Here is a 16,337-nt window from a genome sequence, read left to right as displayed (position 1 = left end):
TGGTGCCCTACGTTTCCAGCTCCCGCAGGCGCTGTTCGAGGAAGCGTCGCTCCGGTTCCAGGCGCGTCAGCGCCAGCGCGCGCTGGTAGGCCTCGCGGGCTTCGGCGGGGCGGCCCAGGCGTCGGCAGAAGTCGGCGCGGGCGGCGTGGGCCAGGTGGTAGTCGGCCAGTTCGCCGCGGGCGAGGATGGCGTCCACCGCTGCCAGCCCGGCCTCGGGGCCGTCGCGCATGGCCAGGGCCACGGCGCGGTTGAGTTCCACCACCGGCGAGGGCTGCAGTTGCAGCAGCGCGTCGTACAGCGCCACCATCCGCGGCCAGTCGGTGCTGGCCAGGTCCGCCGCCTCGGCGTGCACCGCGGCCAGGGCCGCCTGCAGGCTGTAGGGGCCGAAGCGGCGGCTGGCCAGGGCCAGGCCGACCAGGCGCTGGCCCTCGGCGATCAGCCCGGCGTCCCAGCGCGAACGGTCCTGATGCTCCAGCAGCACCAGCTCGCCATGCTCGTCGCTGCGCGCGGCGCGCCGCGACTCCTGCAGCAGCATCAGCGCCAGCAGGCCCAGCACTTCCGGCTCCGGCAGCAGTTCCAGCAGTTGCCGACCGAGACGGATGGCCTCGGCGGAAAGCTCGGCGCGGGTCAGGGATTCGCCGCTGGAAGCCGCGTAGCCCTCGTTGAACACCAGGTACACCACCCGCAGCACGCTGGCCAGGCGCTGCGGCAGTTCAGCCGGCTCCGGCACCTGGTAGGGGATGCGCGCGTCGCGGATCTTCTGCTTGGCGCGGACGATGCGCTGGGCGATGGTCGCGGGCGCTGCCAGGAAGGCCCGGGCGATCTCCTCGGTGCGCAGGTCGCAGACTTCGCGCAGGGTCAGCGCCACCTGGGCGTCGGCGGCCAGCGCCGGGTGGCAGCAGGTGAACACCAGGCGCAGGCGGTCGTCCTCCAGGCCTTCGTGCTCGGCCTCGTCCTCGCCCTGGGCGTCGATCTCCAGCTGGCGGGCGATCTGCTCCAGCGAGGCGTCGAAGCGCACCCGCCGGCGCAGGTGGTCGATGGCCTTGAAGCGCCCGGCGGAGACCAGCCAGGCCCGCGGGTTGTGCGGCAGGCCATCGCGCCCCCACTGCTCCACGGCGGCGGCGAAGGCGTCGTGCAACGCTTCCTCGGCGCGGTCGAAGTCGCCCAGCAGGCGAATCAGCGTGGCCAGCACGCGCCGCGATTCGCGGCGGTAGATGTCATCCACCGTATCCCGCAGCGAAGGCGGCGCGTAGTCATGCATGCGGCCGGCTCATGGCTGGGCGTCGAACAGCAGCTGCCCGGTGTGCATGTCGAAGGGGATGGAGAAATGCTCGTGGACGATCTTCCATTCCCCGTCCACCCGCCGCAGGCCGAAGCTCGCCCGCGCCCAGGAGGCCTTCTCCTCGCCCTTCTCGTCCTTGCCGCCGCAGTACGACAGGTAGTGGCCGAAGGCGACGTCGCCGCCCTGCTCCACCGCCAGGTGGTGGCGCTCGAAGCGCGTCTGCTGGCAGGCCTGCAGGCAGGTGCGCCAGTGCTGCGCGTAGGCCTCGCGGCCGACGAACTGCAATTGGGCCACGGCGTCGAAGGCCAGCACGTCGTCGCTGTAGTGGCGGACGATGGCCGCCACGTCGCCGGCCTGTACCGCTTCCAGCCAGCCGTCCAGCAGGCGCTGGATGGCCGGGTCGATGGGACTTCCCATGGCAATTCCTCCTCTTCAGGATGCGCAGCAGCCGTGCGGCGGTTGCTCGTCGTCGTAGCGGTCATGGTAGCGCAGCCAGTTCATGCCCTTGCCGTCGAGGTCGGCCATGCCGCCCCAGCCCTCGCCGCGGCCCAGGGGCGAGAGGTCGAGCAGGTGGTAGGTGAACAGCGGCGCCTCCAGCCCGCGGCCGTAGGCGGAGTAGCTGTGGTAGACGCTGTCGCCGTCGCGCAGGAACACGCTCATCCCCGGCTGCTCGCCCTGGATGTGGTAGTCCTGGCCCAGGCGCCGCAGTTCGTCCAGGTCGCGGTAGTTGTATTCGATCGGCGCCACCTTCTCGTCGAGGGTGACGTGGAAGTCGTAGTTGAAGTCGCTGCCGAAGGACGAATACCAGGGCAGCCGCCAGCCCATGCGCGCGCGGAACGGCGCGATCTCCGCCAGCGGCGCGCGGGACACCAGGGCCAGAGTGGTGCCGCGGGCGTGCAGGTGCTCCAGGCGGCCGAGGTTGTCGACCAGGAAGGAGCAGCCCTCGCAGCCCTCGCCACGGTCGCGGTGGAACATGAAGTGGTAGACGATCAGTTGCGGCCGCCCCTCGAACAGGTCGAGCAGGCGCAGCGGGCCGCTGGGGCCTTCGAAGCGGTAGTCCTTGTCGATGCGCACCAGCGGCAGCTTGCGCCGCTCGGCGTTGAGGGCGTCGCGGGCGTGGGTGGCCTCGCGCTCCAGCTGCCACAGGCGCTTGCGCGCGGCCAGCCAGTCTTCGCGGGGCACCACGGGCGGCAGGGTGAAGTTGTCGATGCTCATGCTTGGCTCTCCTCTTCGCGCGGCTCGCCGCCGCGGCGGGTGGCGGGGCTCAGCCCTGGGCGGCGAAGTGCTGCTCCCAGTCGCGGATCGGCCGCACCTCGATGCAGCCCAGGCGCCCCGGCGGGATCTTCGCGGCGATCTGGATGGCCTCGTTGAGGTCGCGCGCCTCGATCAGGTAGAAGCCGCCGAGCTGCTCGCGGGTCTCGGCGAAGGGCCCGTCGGTGACCGACAGCTGGCCGTCGCGGTGGCGCAGGGTGGTGGCGTTCTCCACCGACTGCAGGGCCTCCACCGCCACCAACTGGCCGCGCTCGCGCAACTGCTGCTCGTAGCCCAGGCACTCTTCCACCACGGCGCGGTAGTCATGGGCGGGCAGCTGCGCGGCGGCTTTCTCGTCCAGGTAGATCAGGCACAGGTATTTCATCCTCGGCTCCTCCGGGCGTTGGGACGCAGATACCTATAGTCGCGCCGGGCCGGAGGGGATCGACAGCAGGTCGGTTTTATCCCCCGCCAACGGACGAGCGGTCGCTCATTCGTAGGTCATGGTGAAGGTCGCGGTGACCGCCACCTGCCCGCCCGTCACCGTGCTGGCGGTCTTGTAGTACTTGGCCGCCAGGGGAATGCTCACCGCCTGGCCAGCGTTCGTGGTGGTGGCCGCCAGCGAGCGGGTGGCCAGGGGGTGTACCAGGATGCTGCTGGCGTCGCCCAAGAACAGCTGGACGCCGACGCCGCCGGCCATGCCGGCGCCGCTGGCGTTGTCGAGGACCTGGTTGCCGCTGCTGGCGCCGTCGATGCGGTACCAGACCTTCACCCCGCTGTCGCAGCGCAGGTTGATGTGGAAGGCGCGGGCCTTGCCGTTGTCGGCCAGCACGCCGAGGCCGGCGGGGAAGTCGCTCTTGAGCACGGTCGGCAGCGGCACGGTGATGCCCTGGCTGTCGGGGTTGATCTCGCAGGCCCGCGAGGTGACCGCGGTGGCGCCGGTGAAGGTCAGCTGCGCCACCGTCAGGTTCTGGTACGACACCGTGGAGGTGCCGCTGACCTGCAGCTGGCCGCCATTGAGGATCGGCCCGGTCTTCACCAGGCGCACCCACCAGGAGTTCTTCAGCGGGTACTGGGTGGCGCTCACCGGCCAGGCCAGGCTGGCGATGGGCGTCACGTTGTTGTAGTTCGGGTTGCAGTTGGCGTTGTTGCACCAGTAGACCGAGATGCCGATGCCGTCGATGTTGGTCTTGAACACCGAGGGGTAGCCGCTGCTGTTGGTGAAGCCCGGCACCGCCGCGCCGATGCCGCCGGCCAGCACGCCGGAGACGACGCCGGTGCTGTTGCAGCTGATGTTGTTGCCGCTGGCGGAGACCCAGCCGCTGCTCCACAGCTCGGTGTTCGGCGTGGCATCGACGGGCACGCTGATGGTCGCCGGCAGGCTGATGTTCAGCTGCGAGGTCATGTAGCCGGAGTCGAAGCTGCAGCTCGCCCAGGCCGTGGTCGACAGGCCGCCGAGCAACAGCAGCAGGCAGAACAGGAAAATCTTCTTCATGGATACCTCGTCGAACGCGGCCGCCTAGCGGGCCGCCAGTTCACCGCCGGCGGACGGGCGCACGCACACCGCCTCGGCCTGCTGGAAGGGTTTGCCGTCGCCGGTCGCGGCCGGCACCTGGTAGCGCGCCCGGCATTGCCGCTGCGGGCCTTCGCCCCAGCGCACCTGCAGCTCGCCGCTGGTGTCGCGCAGGCGCAGGAACACCCGGCTGCCCTGGCCCACCAGGGTCAGGCTGTTGCCCTGGGCGTCGAGCACCTCGGCGCCCACCGGCAGGTTGTTGCCCTGCTCGTCCAGCAGGCGCAGCAGCAGCGGCTGGCCGCTGACGGTGGGGTACTTGAGCATCACCACCGCGCCGTAGCGCGGCGCCACGTTCTGCGCGGTGGTCTGCAGCTCGACGTCGTCGGGCAGGCCCTTGGGGTCGAGCGCCACCTGGTTCTCGCGGTAGGGCATCAGGCTGGAGACCACCCCGTAGCCGTTGCCGCCGACCGCGCCGCCGCTGCTGTTGACCAGCGCCGCGCCGGCCGCGCCCCTGGCCTCGATCACCGCGCGGGTCTCGCCCTGGGCCTGGCTGAAGTTGATCCCGCCGGGGTGCGCCACCACGCTGCCGGTCAGGCCCAGGCCGTACTGGTGGTAGCCCTCGCCTTCGCTGTAGCTGGCCGACAGGTTGGTCTGCGGCGCGCGGTACTGCACGTTGGCGCCACCGGTGTTGCTGCTCTGCCCGTCGATGCGGCTGCGCGAGCCGTACACGCCGTAGCTGAACTGGTTGTAGTCGCCCAGCGAGCCGGCCACGCTCAGCTGGCTGTTGATATCGCCGTTGCTGTTGCGCGTGGTGGTGCTGTTCAGGTACGGCGCGTGGCTGGAGCGCCCCAGCGGCAGCGACAGGTTGAGCATGTACTGGGTGTCGGTCTCGCCGGACAGCGCGCGGGTGCGGTTGGCCGACAGGCTCAGGCTGCCCCAGCTGAAGCTGTTGGAGTAGCCGGCCTGGTAGCTCATGTCGCTGCCCTTGCCGGTGTTCCAGTAGTTCTGCGCCGAACCGCTCAGGTACAGGCTGCCCAGGCGCTCGCCCAGGGGCTGGCTGAGGTTGACCTGGAAGCGGTTGCGCTGGCGCCAGGCGATGTAGTTGGCGTCTTCCGGCGAGCGCGCGTAGGCGAAGTCGGCGAAGTTCAGGTAGCCGTCGCTGGAGAAGCGGTAGGCCGCCACCGCGAAGTTGGTGCGGGTGGACTCCAGCAGCTTGCTGTAGCTCAGGCGGAAGCTCTGGCCACTGGCGCTGCCGCCCTGGTCGCCGGCCTTCAGGCCGCTGGCGTGGGACTGGGTGACGTCGAAGGCGAAGGCGCCCACCGGCGTGCTCAGGGCCAGGCCGCCCTGCAGCGCCAGGTAGTTCTCCGCGACTATGCTGCCGGTGTAGCCGGTCCACAGGTTGGAGATGCCGCGCTGGTAGGTGCCCTGGACGAAGTTCGGGGTGTCGTCCAGGCGGTCGTCGCGGTACTTGCCGGCGGTGACGCTGTAGCGCGACACGCCCGGGCGCAGCAGCTGCGCGACGCTGGCGAAGGGCACGGTGAACTGGCGCACGCGGCCGTCGGCCTCGGTCACCGTCACTTCCAGGTCGCCGGCGTAGCCGGAGTTGTACAGGTCGTCGATGACGAAGGGCCCGGGCGCCACGCTGGTTTCGTAGAGGACGTTGCCGCCCTGGCGCACCGTGACCTTGGCGTTGGTCTCGGCGGTGCCGCGGATGGCCGGGGCGAAGCCGCGCTGCGAGTCGGGCAGCATGCGGTCGTCCGAGGCCAGCTGGACGCCGCTGTAGGGCACGCTGTCGAACAGGTCGGCGGGGGTGAAGTATTCGCCCAGGGTCAGCTGCGATTTCAACGCGGTAACGTCGCGCTGGGCGTAGCTGCTGATCGCGTCGTAGTGCCGCGTGCTCTTCTGCCGGTCGCCCTGGCTCTGGCTGTAGCTGCCGTTGTGGCGCAGGCGCCAGTCGCCCAGGTTGAGCCCGGCGTTGAGGCCGGCGTAGTACTGGTCCTGGGTGCCGCCGGCCTCGGTGCGGTAGGCGTTGGCGTTGTAGTCGACGAAGGCCGCGGTGACGCCGCGGTCCCAGTCGCGCGGGTCGACGTAGCCGCGCGACACCCGGCCCAGGTAGGCCTGGGGAATGCTCAGGTCCAGGCGCAGGTCGCCCTGGACGAAGTCCGCGCGGGCGCCGGGCACCAGGCGCACCACGTCCACGCAGTCGGCGTCCTCCAGGGCGCGCGCAGCGGCCTTGGCGTCCGGCAGCCGGGCGCTGTCCAGGCCCAGGGCCGGCAACTGGCTGCGCTTGAAGCAGTAGCTGGGCGGGGCGTCGCCCTCGCCGCCGCGCACCCGCAGCTCCTGGCGGCCGGTCCAGGTCTGGTTGACGTAGACGTCCACCCGGTAGCTGCCCGGGGTGACCGGGTTGCCGTGCTCGTAGCGCGTGACGTCCAGCGGGCGGCCGTCGGGGCCGCGCAGGAAGGCCGGGTTGAAGGCGGCGTAGAGCGCGTCCTCGGCGGCCCGCAGCGCGTCCGCCGGGAAGGCGGCCCAGGCCGCGGCGATAGCCAGGGCCAGCGGCCCCGGGCACGGCCAGGCGCGCCGGCGCGCGGCCGGAATACGACGGGAATGACGAGACATCGATGTACCTTGTCGGATCGGCCCTCGCGCGCCAGGCGCGGCCGGGGTCAATGCAGGCTGGCGGTTCGTTCCGGGGCGGCGCCGTAGTCGCTCATCCAGCGGTAGCGCACCTGCCCGGCGCCCGTGCCGCCGGCGAAGCCGTCGAGGGCGAAGGTCTGGCTGGCGAAGGGCGCGATCATCCCGCCCGCCGCCTTGTAGTCGCGGCCGCCCTGGACCAGGGTCAGGCCGCTGTAGGACAGGTGGTAGGGGCTGGAATTGTCGCCGCGCAGGGCATAGCCCGCGCCCTGGCGCACCAGTTGCCAGCGCACCTGGCCCACCGCGCTGCCCACGTCGCCGGGCAGCCCGGCCGGCCGGTAGAACAGCTTCAACCGCGAGCGCACGGCGATCTGCATGTAGTTGGCCTCGGCGCCCTGGGGCATGGGCGGCACTTCCAAGGCGTTGAACCAGAACAGCGACTCGCGGTCCTGCGGCAGCTTCTCGCCAGTGAACATCAGGCGCACGCTCTGGCCCTTCTGCGGGTCCAGGCGGAAGATCGGCGGCGTGATGAGGAAGGGCGCGTTGGCGGTCTGCGGCGTGGAGCGTTCGTCGCCGCGGTCGGCCCAGACCTGCATCAGCACCGGCTGTTTGCCCTGGTTGGTCAGGCGCAGGGTGACCTCGCGTTCCTTCGCCGGGTAGATCACCCGCGTGCCGTCGATGACCACCCCGGCGCGGGCCAGGGGCGCGCCGAAGGCGAGCAGCAGGAAGCCGGCCAGCAGCCAGGCCGGCCGCAGCGAGGGGAAGACTTGTTTCATGGGTACCTCGATGCCCGGGGCGGAGCCTCGGGCAGGTCGATCACGGGTGGATCACTGATAGATCAGCTGGAAGTTCGCCTGGGTCGCGACGTCACCCGCGCCAGCCCCGCCGGCCGCGGAGAAGTAGCGGGCGTAGTAGTTCAGGTTGATGTCGCCGCCGGACACGTCGGTGGACTCGCCGCGGGCCACCTGGGCGCTGTAGCTGTCGTTGTGGATGTTGATCGGCTGCTGGTTCTTGTCCAGCAGCTGCACCGCCACGGCGCTGGCGCCGCCGGTGTTGACCAGGTTGCCGTTCATGTCGACGTTGGCGTCCGGGACGAAGGCGATGGACACGGTATCGGCGCCGGTGCCGGAGCTGCCGGTGCAGCCGGAGACCTTGACCGAGAACGGGGTGATGCCGGTGTTGCTGCCCGGGTTCTGCAGCAGCGACTTGTCGACGTTGGGCAGGGTCACCTGGACATTGCCCGAGCCGGCGTCCACCGAGCAGGTGGTGTCCACCACCTTGCCGGTGATCTGGATCTGCCCGGTCTGGGCCGCCTGGGCGTTTAGCGACAGGCCGGCGCCGGCCACGATCAGGGCGGCGAGCAGGTTCTTGTGCATGATCGAACTCCAATTGAATGCGGTTGCGCTGGCTGCCTGCCGAGCGGCAATGGCCCGCCCGAGGAACCCGAGCCACTCGAAGGTTCCTCGCCACCGCCTTCCAGCGCAGTGGCGATGGAGGGCCGGCAGCCTCGACGCCGCATACTTTAGGGAGTGCGTAGGAAGGCTTTAATCAGACAAATCTCAAAGGAATTTCAAACTCTTCCTATGGATGTAACGAGAAGATTCCTACAGCCTCTCACTGGAAGAGCTCGGCCTTGATGCAGAAGGTCAGCAGCGCCTGGTCGCTGTCCACCTCCAGCTTGCGCATGGCGGCGATCTTCTGCGCGCTGACGGTCTTCACGCTGCGGTTGAGCACCCGGGCGATGTCGCGCACGCTCAGGCCCGAGACGAAGTGGCGCAGCACTTCGTACTCCTTGGTCGAGAGGCTGGCGATGCGCCCCTCGATGTCGTCGCCGCCGGGCAGCACGCTGTTCGGGTCCTGCATGCAGGCGCCGCGGTAGATGCGCCCGCCGGCGATGGCGTCGAGCGCCGCGAGGATTTCCTCCGGGTCGCTGCTCTTGGGCACCACCCCGGCCACGCCCAGATCGTAGAGGCTGGAGAAGATCAGGTTGTTGCTGAGCATGGTGTAGATCAGCACGCGGGTGCCCGGGAACTGCCGCAGCAGGTAGCCGACCAGCTTGAGGCCGTCGCCGTACTGCTCGTCGCCGGGCATGTTGTAGTCGGCGATGACGATGTCCGGCGCCAGCTCGCCGTACAGGCGCACCAGTTCGCTGGAGTTGGCGGCCATGCCGACGATGGAGAAGCGCGGGTCCCCCTGCACCACTTCGCGCACGCCCATCCGTACGATCGAATGATCATCGGCCACCACGATTCTGAGTTTTTCCATAACGGTCTCTTGGTCATGCCTGTTGCCCGCCGCAGCGACGGGCCGTCCTTCTCAGCTTAGCCCTCAGAGGCTGCACAGAGCCTCGTCGATCCGCGCCAGCAGGCGCGCCACCCGCGGATCGTCGCAGTCCACGCGGCCTTCCCCGAGGCCCTCCTCCAGCAGCCGGCAGCTGCGCACCAGGGCCTGCCCGCGCACCACCGCCAGGGCTCCGGCCATGCGGTGCAGGGCCTGGCACAGCGCCGCCGCGTCGCCCGCCTGGCGGGCCTGGGCGGCGCTTTCCAGGTCCTGGCGCATGGTGTCGACGAACAGCCGCAGCATGTGCGCCGGCACCTGCAGCCCCGCCGCGGCCTGCGGCGCCTGCGCAGTGCCAGCCGCCGCGCCGGCCGTCGCCTCGGCCGCCACGCCGGGCGCCGCCAGCGCGCGCAGGGTGTCGTGCAGCACCTGCAGGCTCAGCGGCTTGACCAGCCAGGCGTTCATCCCCACCGCCCGGCAGCGCTCGCCCTCCTCGCGCATGGCGTTGGCGGTCACGCCGATGATCGGCAGCGCCAGGCCGCGCTCGCGCAATTCGCGGGTCAGCTGGTAGCCGTTGCAGTGCGGCATGTTGACGTCGGTGAGCAGCACGTCGAAGGTCTCGCCCTCGAACTGCCGCAATGCCTCGCGGCCGTCGCCGGCCAGGCGCACCTGGCAGCCCAGCTCCTCCAGTTGCTCGCGCAGCAGCACCTGGTTGACCGGGTTGTCCTCGGCCACCAGCACCCGCAGGCCGAGCTTGCCGAAGCGCGGCGGCTCGGCCACCGCCGGCAGCTGCTCCTCGCCGTTCTGCGCCAGCGCCAGGGCCCGGGCGATGCCGCGCAGGCTGAGCGGGCTGACGCACCAGGCGCCGCGCTCGAACTGCGGCTGGCCGGCGGCCTCGGCCAGGACGCGCACCCGCGGCCCCGACCAGTCGCAGCGCTCCAGGGCATCGGGAAACAGCTCCAGCAGCACCGTCGTCGCCTCGCTGCCGGGCGGCGGCTCGCCGGGCAGCACCAGGCAGCCCCAGCGCTGCAGCCAGGCCTCCAGGCAGCCGGCCAGCTCGCGCACGGCACCGCGCAGGTAGACCGGCCCGGATTGCAGCTGCACCTCGGCCAGGGCGCTGCCGCCCTCGCCGCTTTCGGGCAGGTCGAGGAACAGCGAGAAGCTGCTGCCCAGGCCCGGCTCGCTGACCAGGCGCAGCTCGCCGCCCATCAGTTGCGTGAGCCGCGAGCAGATGGCCAGGCCCAGGCCGGTGCCGCCCAGGCTGCCGTGGCCCTCGGCGACCTGGAAGAAGGGTTCGAACAGGCGCGGCTGCAGGTGCTCGGGAATGCCGATGCCGGTGTCGGTGACCTGCCATTGCAGGCGCACCCGCTGCCCGCTGCGGCCGAGCACCTTCAGGCGCAGCACCACGCGGCCGACGTCGGTGAACTTCAGCGCGTTGCTCAGCAGGTTGTTCAGCACCTGGCGCAGGCGCGCCGCGTCGCCGTGCAGGCGCGCCGGCACCTCGGCGTCGATGCAGGCGTACCACTGCAGGTGCTTGGCCGCGGCGCCGACGGCGAAGCCGCGCATCACTTCCTCGGCCAGGTCCAGCGGGCTGAAGTCCTCTTCGGTGAGGAGCATCTGCCCGGCCTCGATCTTGGACACGTCGAGGATGTCGCTGATCAGTTGCAGCAAGGTCGTCGAGGAGCCCTGGATGGCCTGCAGGTAACCGCGCTGCTGCACGTCCAGGCTGGTGAGGGCGAGCAGTTCCAGGGTGCCCAGCACGCCGTACAGCGGCGTGCGGATCTCATGGCTCATGTTGGCCAGGAACAGCGTCTTGGCGGCGTTGGCCGAGTCCGCCGCGCGCTTGGCCTCGGCCAGCGCGCCCTGGGCCTGGTGGTAGGCGGTGATGTCGCGGAACACACAGAGCAGCGCTTCCTCGCCGTGGTAGCGGGTGGCGGCGAAGGCCGCCTGCAGGTACAGGCCGTCGTTGCGGATGCACAGCTCGCCGTGCTGCCAGCCGCCGTCGAACAGCCGCCAGTCGCGGGCCAGGGCGAGGATGTCGGCCTCGCTGCCCAGCCACTGCGCGGCCAGCTGGTTGTGGATGATCAGCTGCTGGCCATGGCGGCCCAGCACGCACAGGGCCACCGGCGCGGTGTCGATCACCGTGCGGCTGAAGGCATCGCTCTCCACCACCCGCAGGTGCGCCGCGCTGGCCGGCCCCACCACCCGCCGCGCGTACCAGCGCACGCTGTACAGGCCGATGCCCACGCCCGTCAGCACCAGCGCCGGCAGGCTCAGCAACAGCCACTCCAGGTTGCGGAAGAACAGCGTGTAGTCCACCCCGTAGACGGCAACCCAGCCGCCGTGGGGCTGGCTGCGCAGCTTGAACAGCATGCCGCGGCTGCCCAGGCTCAGGCCGTCGTCCAGCTCCGCCGGGCGCGGCGGGCCCATCAGTTGGCGGCCGTCCGGCGCCAGCAGGGTCAGCTGGCCGAACAGCGGGCGCAGGAGGGTCTGCTCGTAGTCGTTGATGCGGTCCAGGTCGAGCAGGCTGGCGGCGATCACCTGGCGCTCGCGCTCGCCTTCCCACCACAGGCTGTCCGGCAGGTCGACGGTGACGTAGCCGAGCAGCGCGCGGCTGTCGCCGTGGTAGGTGTCGGCGCGGCCCCAGTGCACCTGGTAGTCGTGCGCGGGGGGCGGGCGCTCGCGCACGCCGGCGGCGACCCGCGCGGCCACTTCGAGGAAGGTGTCGCGGGCCAGCCCGCCGCGCCCCGGGGAGCTGGCCAGGGCCGGCACCGCGATGCTGGTGGTGCCGTCCAGGTCGAACAGCAGCGCCTGCGGCGCCGGGTAGCTGGAAGTGCTCCAGACGCTGGAGTAGAAGTTCGCCAGCATCACCCCGAGGGAGAACGGCCCGGTGGAGACGCCGTCCGCCGGCGCGTGGTCGCGGGCGGCCAGGGTGAAGGGCATGGCGAAGGAGAACTCGCGGCCCTCGTAGACCTCCATCGGCCCCTCGCGCCATTGCAGCGAGAGCTGCAGCGGCACCACGTCCTGGTCGCGCTTGCGCGTGGCCTCGTCGCTCTGCTGGGCGATGCGCAGCAGGAACGCCTCGTGCTCGCGGATGTCGCCCATCAGCCGGGAGAAGTGGAAGTCGATCTTGTCGTACTCCTCCTGCAGCACGCGCTTGATCGCCCAGAAGCTCACGCCCACCAGCCCGAGGCTGAGCGCCAGCAGCCCGAACAGCCAGAAGTTCAGGCGCTGCGAGCTGCGGGCCAGCTTGCCGATCGAGCCTTCGTTGTGTTCCAAGGTGCAATGGGCTCCGCGCATGAAACATGCAGAACATGATTCGCTGACTGTAGATGGCCCCGGGCGAGCCCGCGAGGCTGCGCCGCCGGCGCGGCGCCGGACGAGGCTCAGGGAGCCCCCGCCGGCCCGTCTTCGTGCAGCAGGCGGTCGAAGGCCTCGGCGCACACCGCCTCGGAGATCAGGAAGCCCTGTACCCGGTCGCAGGCCAGGCGCCGCAGCAGGCTCAGCTCGGCGGTGCTCTCCACGCCTTCGGCGACCACTTCCAGGCCCAGCCGGTGGCCCAGGGCCACGGTGCTCTCCAGGGCCGCGGCGAGGGATTCGTCCTCGACGCTGCCGTGCACCAGGGCGCGGTCGATCTTCAGCTCGGTGAAGGGCGTCGACACCAGGTTGTACAGCGAGCTGTAGCCCTGGCCGAAGTCGTCCTGGGCCAGGCCGAAGCCCTTCATGCGCAGGCGGCAGGCCCCGGCATGGTAGTTGCCGGGCCGGCGCGTGGTGCTGCTTTCGGTCAACTCGAAGCACAGCGAGGCCGGCTCGCCGCCCTGCAGCACGACGAAGTCGGCCAGGCGGTCGGGCAGGCCGGGGTCGTCCAGCAGGTGCGTCGGCAGGTTCACCGACACCGGTATGCGGTAGCCCTGCTGGCGCCAGCCGGCCTGGGCGCGCAGCGACTGCTCGATCATGGTCCACAGCAGCACCTGCTCCAGGCCGTGGCGGGCCAGGTCGTCGATGAAGGCGCCGGGCAGCAGCAGGCCGTGCTCCGGGTGCAGCCAGCGCACCAGGGCCTCGGCGGCGACGATGCGCCCGTCGCGCAGCGACTTCTTCGGCTGGAACCAGGCCTGCAGCTCGCCCCGCGCCAGGGCCAGCAGCAGTTGCGAGCGGCTGAAGCAGGTCGCCTGCCGGCCCGGTTCGCGCGCGGCGCCCTGGCGCTGGCCGAGGCGCTCCAGCAGCCGCGCGATGGCCGCCGGCGGCGCCGGCTTGGCGATCAGGTCGAGCACCGACAGGCCCAGCGCCCTGGCCGCCTGGCAGGCGCCGCCGAGCACCCGCTGCGGCGCCGAGCTCATCAGCGCCAGCTGCGGGCGCCACTCCAGGGTGGACAGGTGCTGGATCAGCTGCACGCCGTCCATCCCCGGCATCAGCAGGTCGCTGAGCACCAGGTCGAAGCGCTGGCGCTCCAGGCGCTCGATGGCCTCGGCGCCGTCGGCGGCCGCCTCGAGGTAGCACACGCCCTGGGTGCGCAGTTGCTCCAGCAGGTACTCGCGCTGGAAGGCCTGGTCTTCGACGACCAGCACCCGGTAAGGCAGGGGGTTCATGAAATCTCCTTCGCTGCCGCCAGGCAGCGGTACAACGTCTCCAGGTCCACCGGCTTGAGCAGGCAGTCGTCCATGCCGGCGGCGAGGCAGCGCTCGCGCTCCTCGCGCATGGCATTGGCGGTGGCCCCGATGATCGGCTGCTGCCAGCCGCGCTGGCGCAGTTCGCTGGCCAGCTGGTAGCCGTCCATGCGTGGCATGTTGAGGTCGGTGAGGACCACGTCGATGTCTTCGGCGCGCCCGCGCTGCAGGGCTTCCTGGCCGTTGCCGGCCAGTTCCACGCGGCAGCCCAGGGCGTTCAGCTGGTCACGCAGGATCAGCTGGTTGATCTGGTTGTCTTCCACCACCAGCACGCGCAGCCCCAGCAGGTCGCGCGCGGCGCCCGCCGGGCGTTCGCGCTGGGCGCCGCCGCCGAGGCAGCCCTGGGCCAGCCCGATGGCCCGGCCCAGGGCGCCCAGGCTGTGCAGGCCGACCAGCCAGTCGCAGCCCAGGCGCGCCGGCTGCAGGTGCCCCTCGGCGCTGAGCACCACGCGGCAGCCCGGCCAGCCCTCCAGCGGCGCCGCCGCCGGGCCGTGCAGGCGGACCTCCACCAGCACCGACTGGTCGTCGGCCTCGGCCAGCAGCTGCGGCGTGGCCATCCGCGCCCGCGCGCCCCAGCGGGCGATCCAGCCGCACAGCGCCTCGCCCAGCTCGCGCATGGGCGAGAGCACCAGCACCGGGCCGTCCTCCAGAATCGGTTGCGGCGCCGCGGCCTCGACCGGCTCCAGCGGCAGGCTCAAGGTGAAGCTGCTGCCCAGGCCGAGGTCGCTGACCACCCGCAGGCGGCCGTGCATCAGGCGGGTGAGGCGCTTGCAGATCGACAGGCCCAGGCCGGTGCCGCCCACCTGGCGGGCGCTGCCGCCGACCTGGTAGAAGGGCTCGAACAGCCGCACCTGCTCTTCGGCGGCGATGCCGCAGCCGCTGTCGATCACCTGCCAGTCCAGGATCGCCTTGCCGCCCTCCTCGCCGCGCTGGCGCACGCGCACCAGCACGCGGCCGCTGTCGGTGAACTTCAGCGCGTTGCTCAGCAGGTTGCCCAGGATCTGGCGGATGCGCGTGGCGTCGCCGGACAGGCGCAGGGGCAGCTGCGCGTCGATGCAGCTGAACAGTTGCAGGCCCTTGGCCCGCGCCGCGCCGGCGAAGGACTGGACCACTTCCTCGGTCAGCTCCAGGGGCGAGAATTCCTCCGGCTCCAGCACCAGTTGCCCGGCCTCGATCTTGGACACGTCGAGCACGTCGCTGATCAGCTGCAGCAGGGTCGAGGAGGAACGCTGGATGGCCTGCAGGTAGCCGGTCTGCTGCAGGTCCAGGCGGGTGCGGCCGAGCAGTTCCAGGGTGCCCAGCACACCGTACAGCGGCGTGCGGATCTCGTGGCTCATGGTGGCCAGGAACAGCGTCTTGGCCTGGTTGGCGGCGTCGGCCAGCTGCTTGGCGCGGGACAGCTCGGCCTCGGCCTGCTTGCGCGCGCTGATGTCGCTGAAGGCGCAGAACAGCACGTCCTCGCCGTTGTAGCGCGTCGGCGTGTAGCTCAGGTACAGGTGACGCCCGCCGCCCACCGCCAGTTCCTCGCAGGCCGCGCCGCCCTCCCTGGCGAAGGCCTGGGCGATCCAGCGCGCGCCGTCGCGGGGGATCACCTGGCCGCCGTCCAGCCACTGCTCGGCCTGGGGGTTCTCCAGCACCACCGCGGCATCGGCGCGGCGCAGCACGCACAGCGCCACGGGGGCTGCGCGGATGACCGCGCGGGAGAAGGCTTCGCTTTCCTTGAGCGCCTCCAGGCGCTGCTGCGCCGGGCGGATCAGGCGCTGGTCGATGCGCTGCCCCAGGCGCTGCAGCAGCAGGCCGGCGGCCAGCGCCAGGCCGCTGGCCAGCAGGATCGGCAGCCAGAGGGCGACCAGCAGCTGGCCGACGCCCTGGTGGTAGACCAGCGCCCAGTTCGAGGCGCCCAGGTGCTTGAGCAGGGCCACCTGCAGGGGAATCGGCCCCAGGCCGACGAAGTCGAAGCAGTCGCCATTCCACAGGTTGCGGAACACCTCGCCGTCGGGGCTTTCGGCGGGGCTGGAGAAAACCACCCGGTGCCGGCGGTCCAGCAGCAGGTAGTCGCCGGCCTCGGGCCGCTGCAGCGCCGCGTCGAGGTCGTCGCCGCGGATTTCCAGGCCCAGCCAGCCGTCCTCCAGGCGCTTGAACAGGAACAGCCGACCCAGCGGGTCGCCGGGGTCGGCCAGCCAGCGCGTGCCCGGCCCCGCCCCGGAGCTGCCCGCCAGGGCGGCGAGCACGCCGGCCGGCAGCGCGGCGTCGGGGTGGCCCGCCTCGTTGAGCCGGCTGACCTGCGGCGTAGCGCCGGACGCCACGTGGATCAGCCCCAGGCGCTTGTCGCGCAGCTCGGCCAGGTCGCCGGGGAACAGCAGCAGCGCCCGCGCGGCGCCGGGCAGCGGCAGCAACAGCGGCGCCGGGCCTTCGCCGGGCCAGGCCGGCAGCCGCGTGGCCGCGCCGGCCGGCGTGGCCAGCGGCAACTGGCCGCGGCCGAGGTAGTCGAGCAGCGACTCGCGCTGGCTGAAGTACAGCTGCGCCTCGTACATGGCCGCATTCATGTCGCGGCGGCGGATCGACACCTCATGGTTGAACGCCATGCTCAGGGCGAACGCCAGGCTGCACAGCAGGCACAGCAGCAGCGCGCCGCTGAGCAGGCGCAGCAGTTTGCGGGCGGCGCTGGGAGTGGAAAAGGAGGCGTCCAGCGGACGAAGGAATTGTCCTAACTTCATCC

Annotated in this window: 12 protein-coding genes; all 12 read right to left on the bottom strand. The window is 71.2% G+C overall.

The features are described 5' to 3' along the window. Positions 1 to 7 precede the first annotated feature (7 nt). Positions 8 to 1,261, bottom strand: a complete 1,254-nt coding sequence (locus ACTWJ5_RS06390; RefSeq protein ID WP_444437832.1) for an RNA polymerase sigma factor — start codon at positions 1,259 to 1,261, stop codon at positions 8 to 10. Between the two features lie 9 nt (positions 1,262 to 1,270). Beyond that, positions 1,271 to 1,699 (bottom strand): YybH family protein, encoded by a 429-nt coding sequence (locus ACTWJ5_RS06385; protein WP_058488642.1) that lies wholly within the window; start codon positions 1,697 to 1,699, stop codon positions 1,271 to 1,273. Positions 1,700 to 1,714: 15 nt separating this feature from the next. Then, positions 1,715 to 2,497, bottom strand: coding sequence for a DUF899 domain-containing protein (locus ACTWJ5_RS06380; RefSeq protein ID WP_444437830.1), 783 nt, complete (start codon positions 2,495 to 2,497; stop codon positions 1,715 to 1,717). A gap of 49 nt (positions 2,498 to 2,546) precedes the next feature. Then, positions 2,547 to 2,918: a YciI family protein gene (locus ACTWJ5_RS06375; protein ID WP_116422552.1), complete on the bottom strand. Its 372-nt coding sequence runs from the start codon at positions 2,916 to 2,918 to the stop codon at positions 2,547 to 2,549. Positions 2,919 to 3,023: 105 nt separating this feature from the next. After that, complete coding sequence (locus ACTWJ5_RS06370) at positions 3,024 to 4,028, bottom strand: fimbrial protein (RefSeq protein ID WP_116422553.1); 1,005 nt, start codon at positions 4,026 to 4,028, stop codon at positions 3,024 to 3,026. A 24-nt stretch (positions 4,029 to 4,052) separates the two neighbouring features. Next, complete coding sequence (locus ACTWJ5_RS06365; protein WP_444437827.1) at positions 4,053 to 6,662, bottom strand: fimbria/pilus outer membrane usher protein; 2,610 nt, start codon at positions 6,660 to 6,662, stop codon at positions 4,053 to 4,055. 47 nt (positions 6,663 to 6,709) lie between these two features. Continuing rightward, a complete protein-coding gene (locus ACTWJ5_RS06360; protein WP_116422554.1) occupies positions 6,710 to 7,453 on the bottom strand; it encodes a fimbrial biogenesis chaperone in 744 nt (247 codons plus the stop codon). A 51-nt stretch (positions 7,454 to 7,504) separates the two neighbouring features. Next, positions 7,505 to 8,053 (bottom strand): fimbrial protein, encoded by a 549-nt coding sequence (locus tag ACTWJ5_RS06355; protein WP_058072749.1) that lies wholly within the window; start codon positions 8,051 to 8,053, stop codon positions 7,505 to 7,507. Between the two features lie 238 nt (positions 8,054 to 8,291). After that, entirely contained in the window at positions 8,292 to 8,942 is a 651-nt protein-coding gene (locus ACTWJ5_RS06350; RefSeq protein ID WP_043272408.1) for a response regulator transcription factor, read from the bottom strand. A gap of 63 nt (positions 8,943 to 9,005) precedes the next feature. Continuing rightward, positions 9,006 to 12,233, bottom strand: a complete 3,228-nt coding sequence (locus ACTWJ5_RS06345; RefSeq protein ID WP_253391519.1) for a hybrid sensor histidine kinase/response regulator — start codon at positions 12,231 to 12,233, stop codon at positions 9,006 to 9,008. Positions 12,234 to 12,340: 107 nt separating this feature from the next. Beyond that, complete coding sequence (locus ACTWJ5_RS06340; RefSeq protein ID WP_058072747.1) at positions 12,341 to 13,540, bottom strand: EAL domain-containing response regulator; 1,200 nt, start codon at positions 13,538 to 13,540, stop codon at positions 12,341 to 12,343. Further along, positions 13,537 to 16,335: an ATP-binding protein gene (locus tag ACTWJ5_RS06335; RefSeq protein WP_444437823.1), complete on the bottom strand. Its 2,799-nt coding sequence runs from the start codon at positions 16,333 to 16,335 to the stop codon at positions 13,537 to 13,539. Before ACTWJ5_RS06335 ends, ACTWJ5_RS06340 begins: the two co-directional genes overlap by 4 nt. Between the last annotated feature and the right edge of the window lie 2 nt (positions 16,336 to 16,337).

The sequence above is a fragment of the Pseudomonas sp. A6 genome (assembly GCF_052367875.1).
In the GTDB taxonomy this organism is placed as follows: domain Bacteria; phylum Pseudomonadota; class Gammaproteobacteria; order Pseudomonadales; family Pseudomonadaceae; genus Pseudomonas; species Pseudomonas citronellolis.
This window is presented reverse-complemented; position numbering and strand designations above follow the sequence as displayed.

Coding starts and splice junctions, on each gene's coding strand:
- ACTWJ5_RS06390 (WP_444437832.1), bottom strand. CDS start 1,261: ATGCATGACTACGCGCCGCCTTCGCTGCGGGATACGGTGGATGACATC.
- ACTWJ5_RS06385 (WP_058488642.1), bottom strand. CDS start 1,699: ATGGGAAGTCCCATCGACCCGGCCATCCAGCGCCTGCTGGACGGCTGG.
- ACTWJ5_RS06380 (WP_444437830.1), bottom strand. CDS start 2,497: ATGAGCATCGACAACTTCACCCTGCCGCCCGTGGTGCCCCGCGAAGAC.
- ACTWJ5_RS06375 (WP_116422552.1), bottom strand. CDS start 2,918: ATGAAATACCTGTGCCTGATCTACCTGGACGAGAAAGCCGCCGCGCAG.
- ACTWJ5_RS06370 (WP_116422553.1), bottom strand. CDS start 4,028: ATGAAGAAGATTTTCCTGTTCTGCCTGCTGCTGTTGCTCGGCGGCCTG.
- ACTWJ5_RS06365 (WP_444437827.1), bottom strand. CDS start 6,662: ATGTCTCGTCATTCCCGTCGTATTCCGGCCGCGCGCCGGCGCGCCTGG.
- ACTWJ5_RS06360 (WP_116422554.1), bottom strand. CDS start 7,453: ATGAAACAAGTCTTCCCCTCGCTGCGGCCGGCCTGGCTGCTGGCCGGC.
- ACTWJ5_RS06355 (WP_058072749.1), bottom strand. CDS start 8,053: ATGCACAAGAACCTGCTCGCCGCCCTGATCGTGGCCGGCGCCGGCCTG.
- ACTWJ5_RS06350 (WP_043272408.1), bottom strand. CDS start 8,942: ATGGAAAAACTCAGAATCGTGGTGGCCGATGATCATTCGATCGTACGG.
- ACTWJ5_RS06340 (WP_058072747.1), bottom strand. CDS start 13,540: ATGAACCCCCTGCCTTACCGGGTGCTGGTCGTCGAAGACCAGGCCTTC.
- ACTWJ5_RS06335 (WP_444437823.1), bottom strand. CDS start 16,335: ATGAAGTTAGGACAATTCCTTCGTCCGCTGGACGCCTCCTTTTCCACT.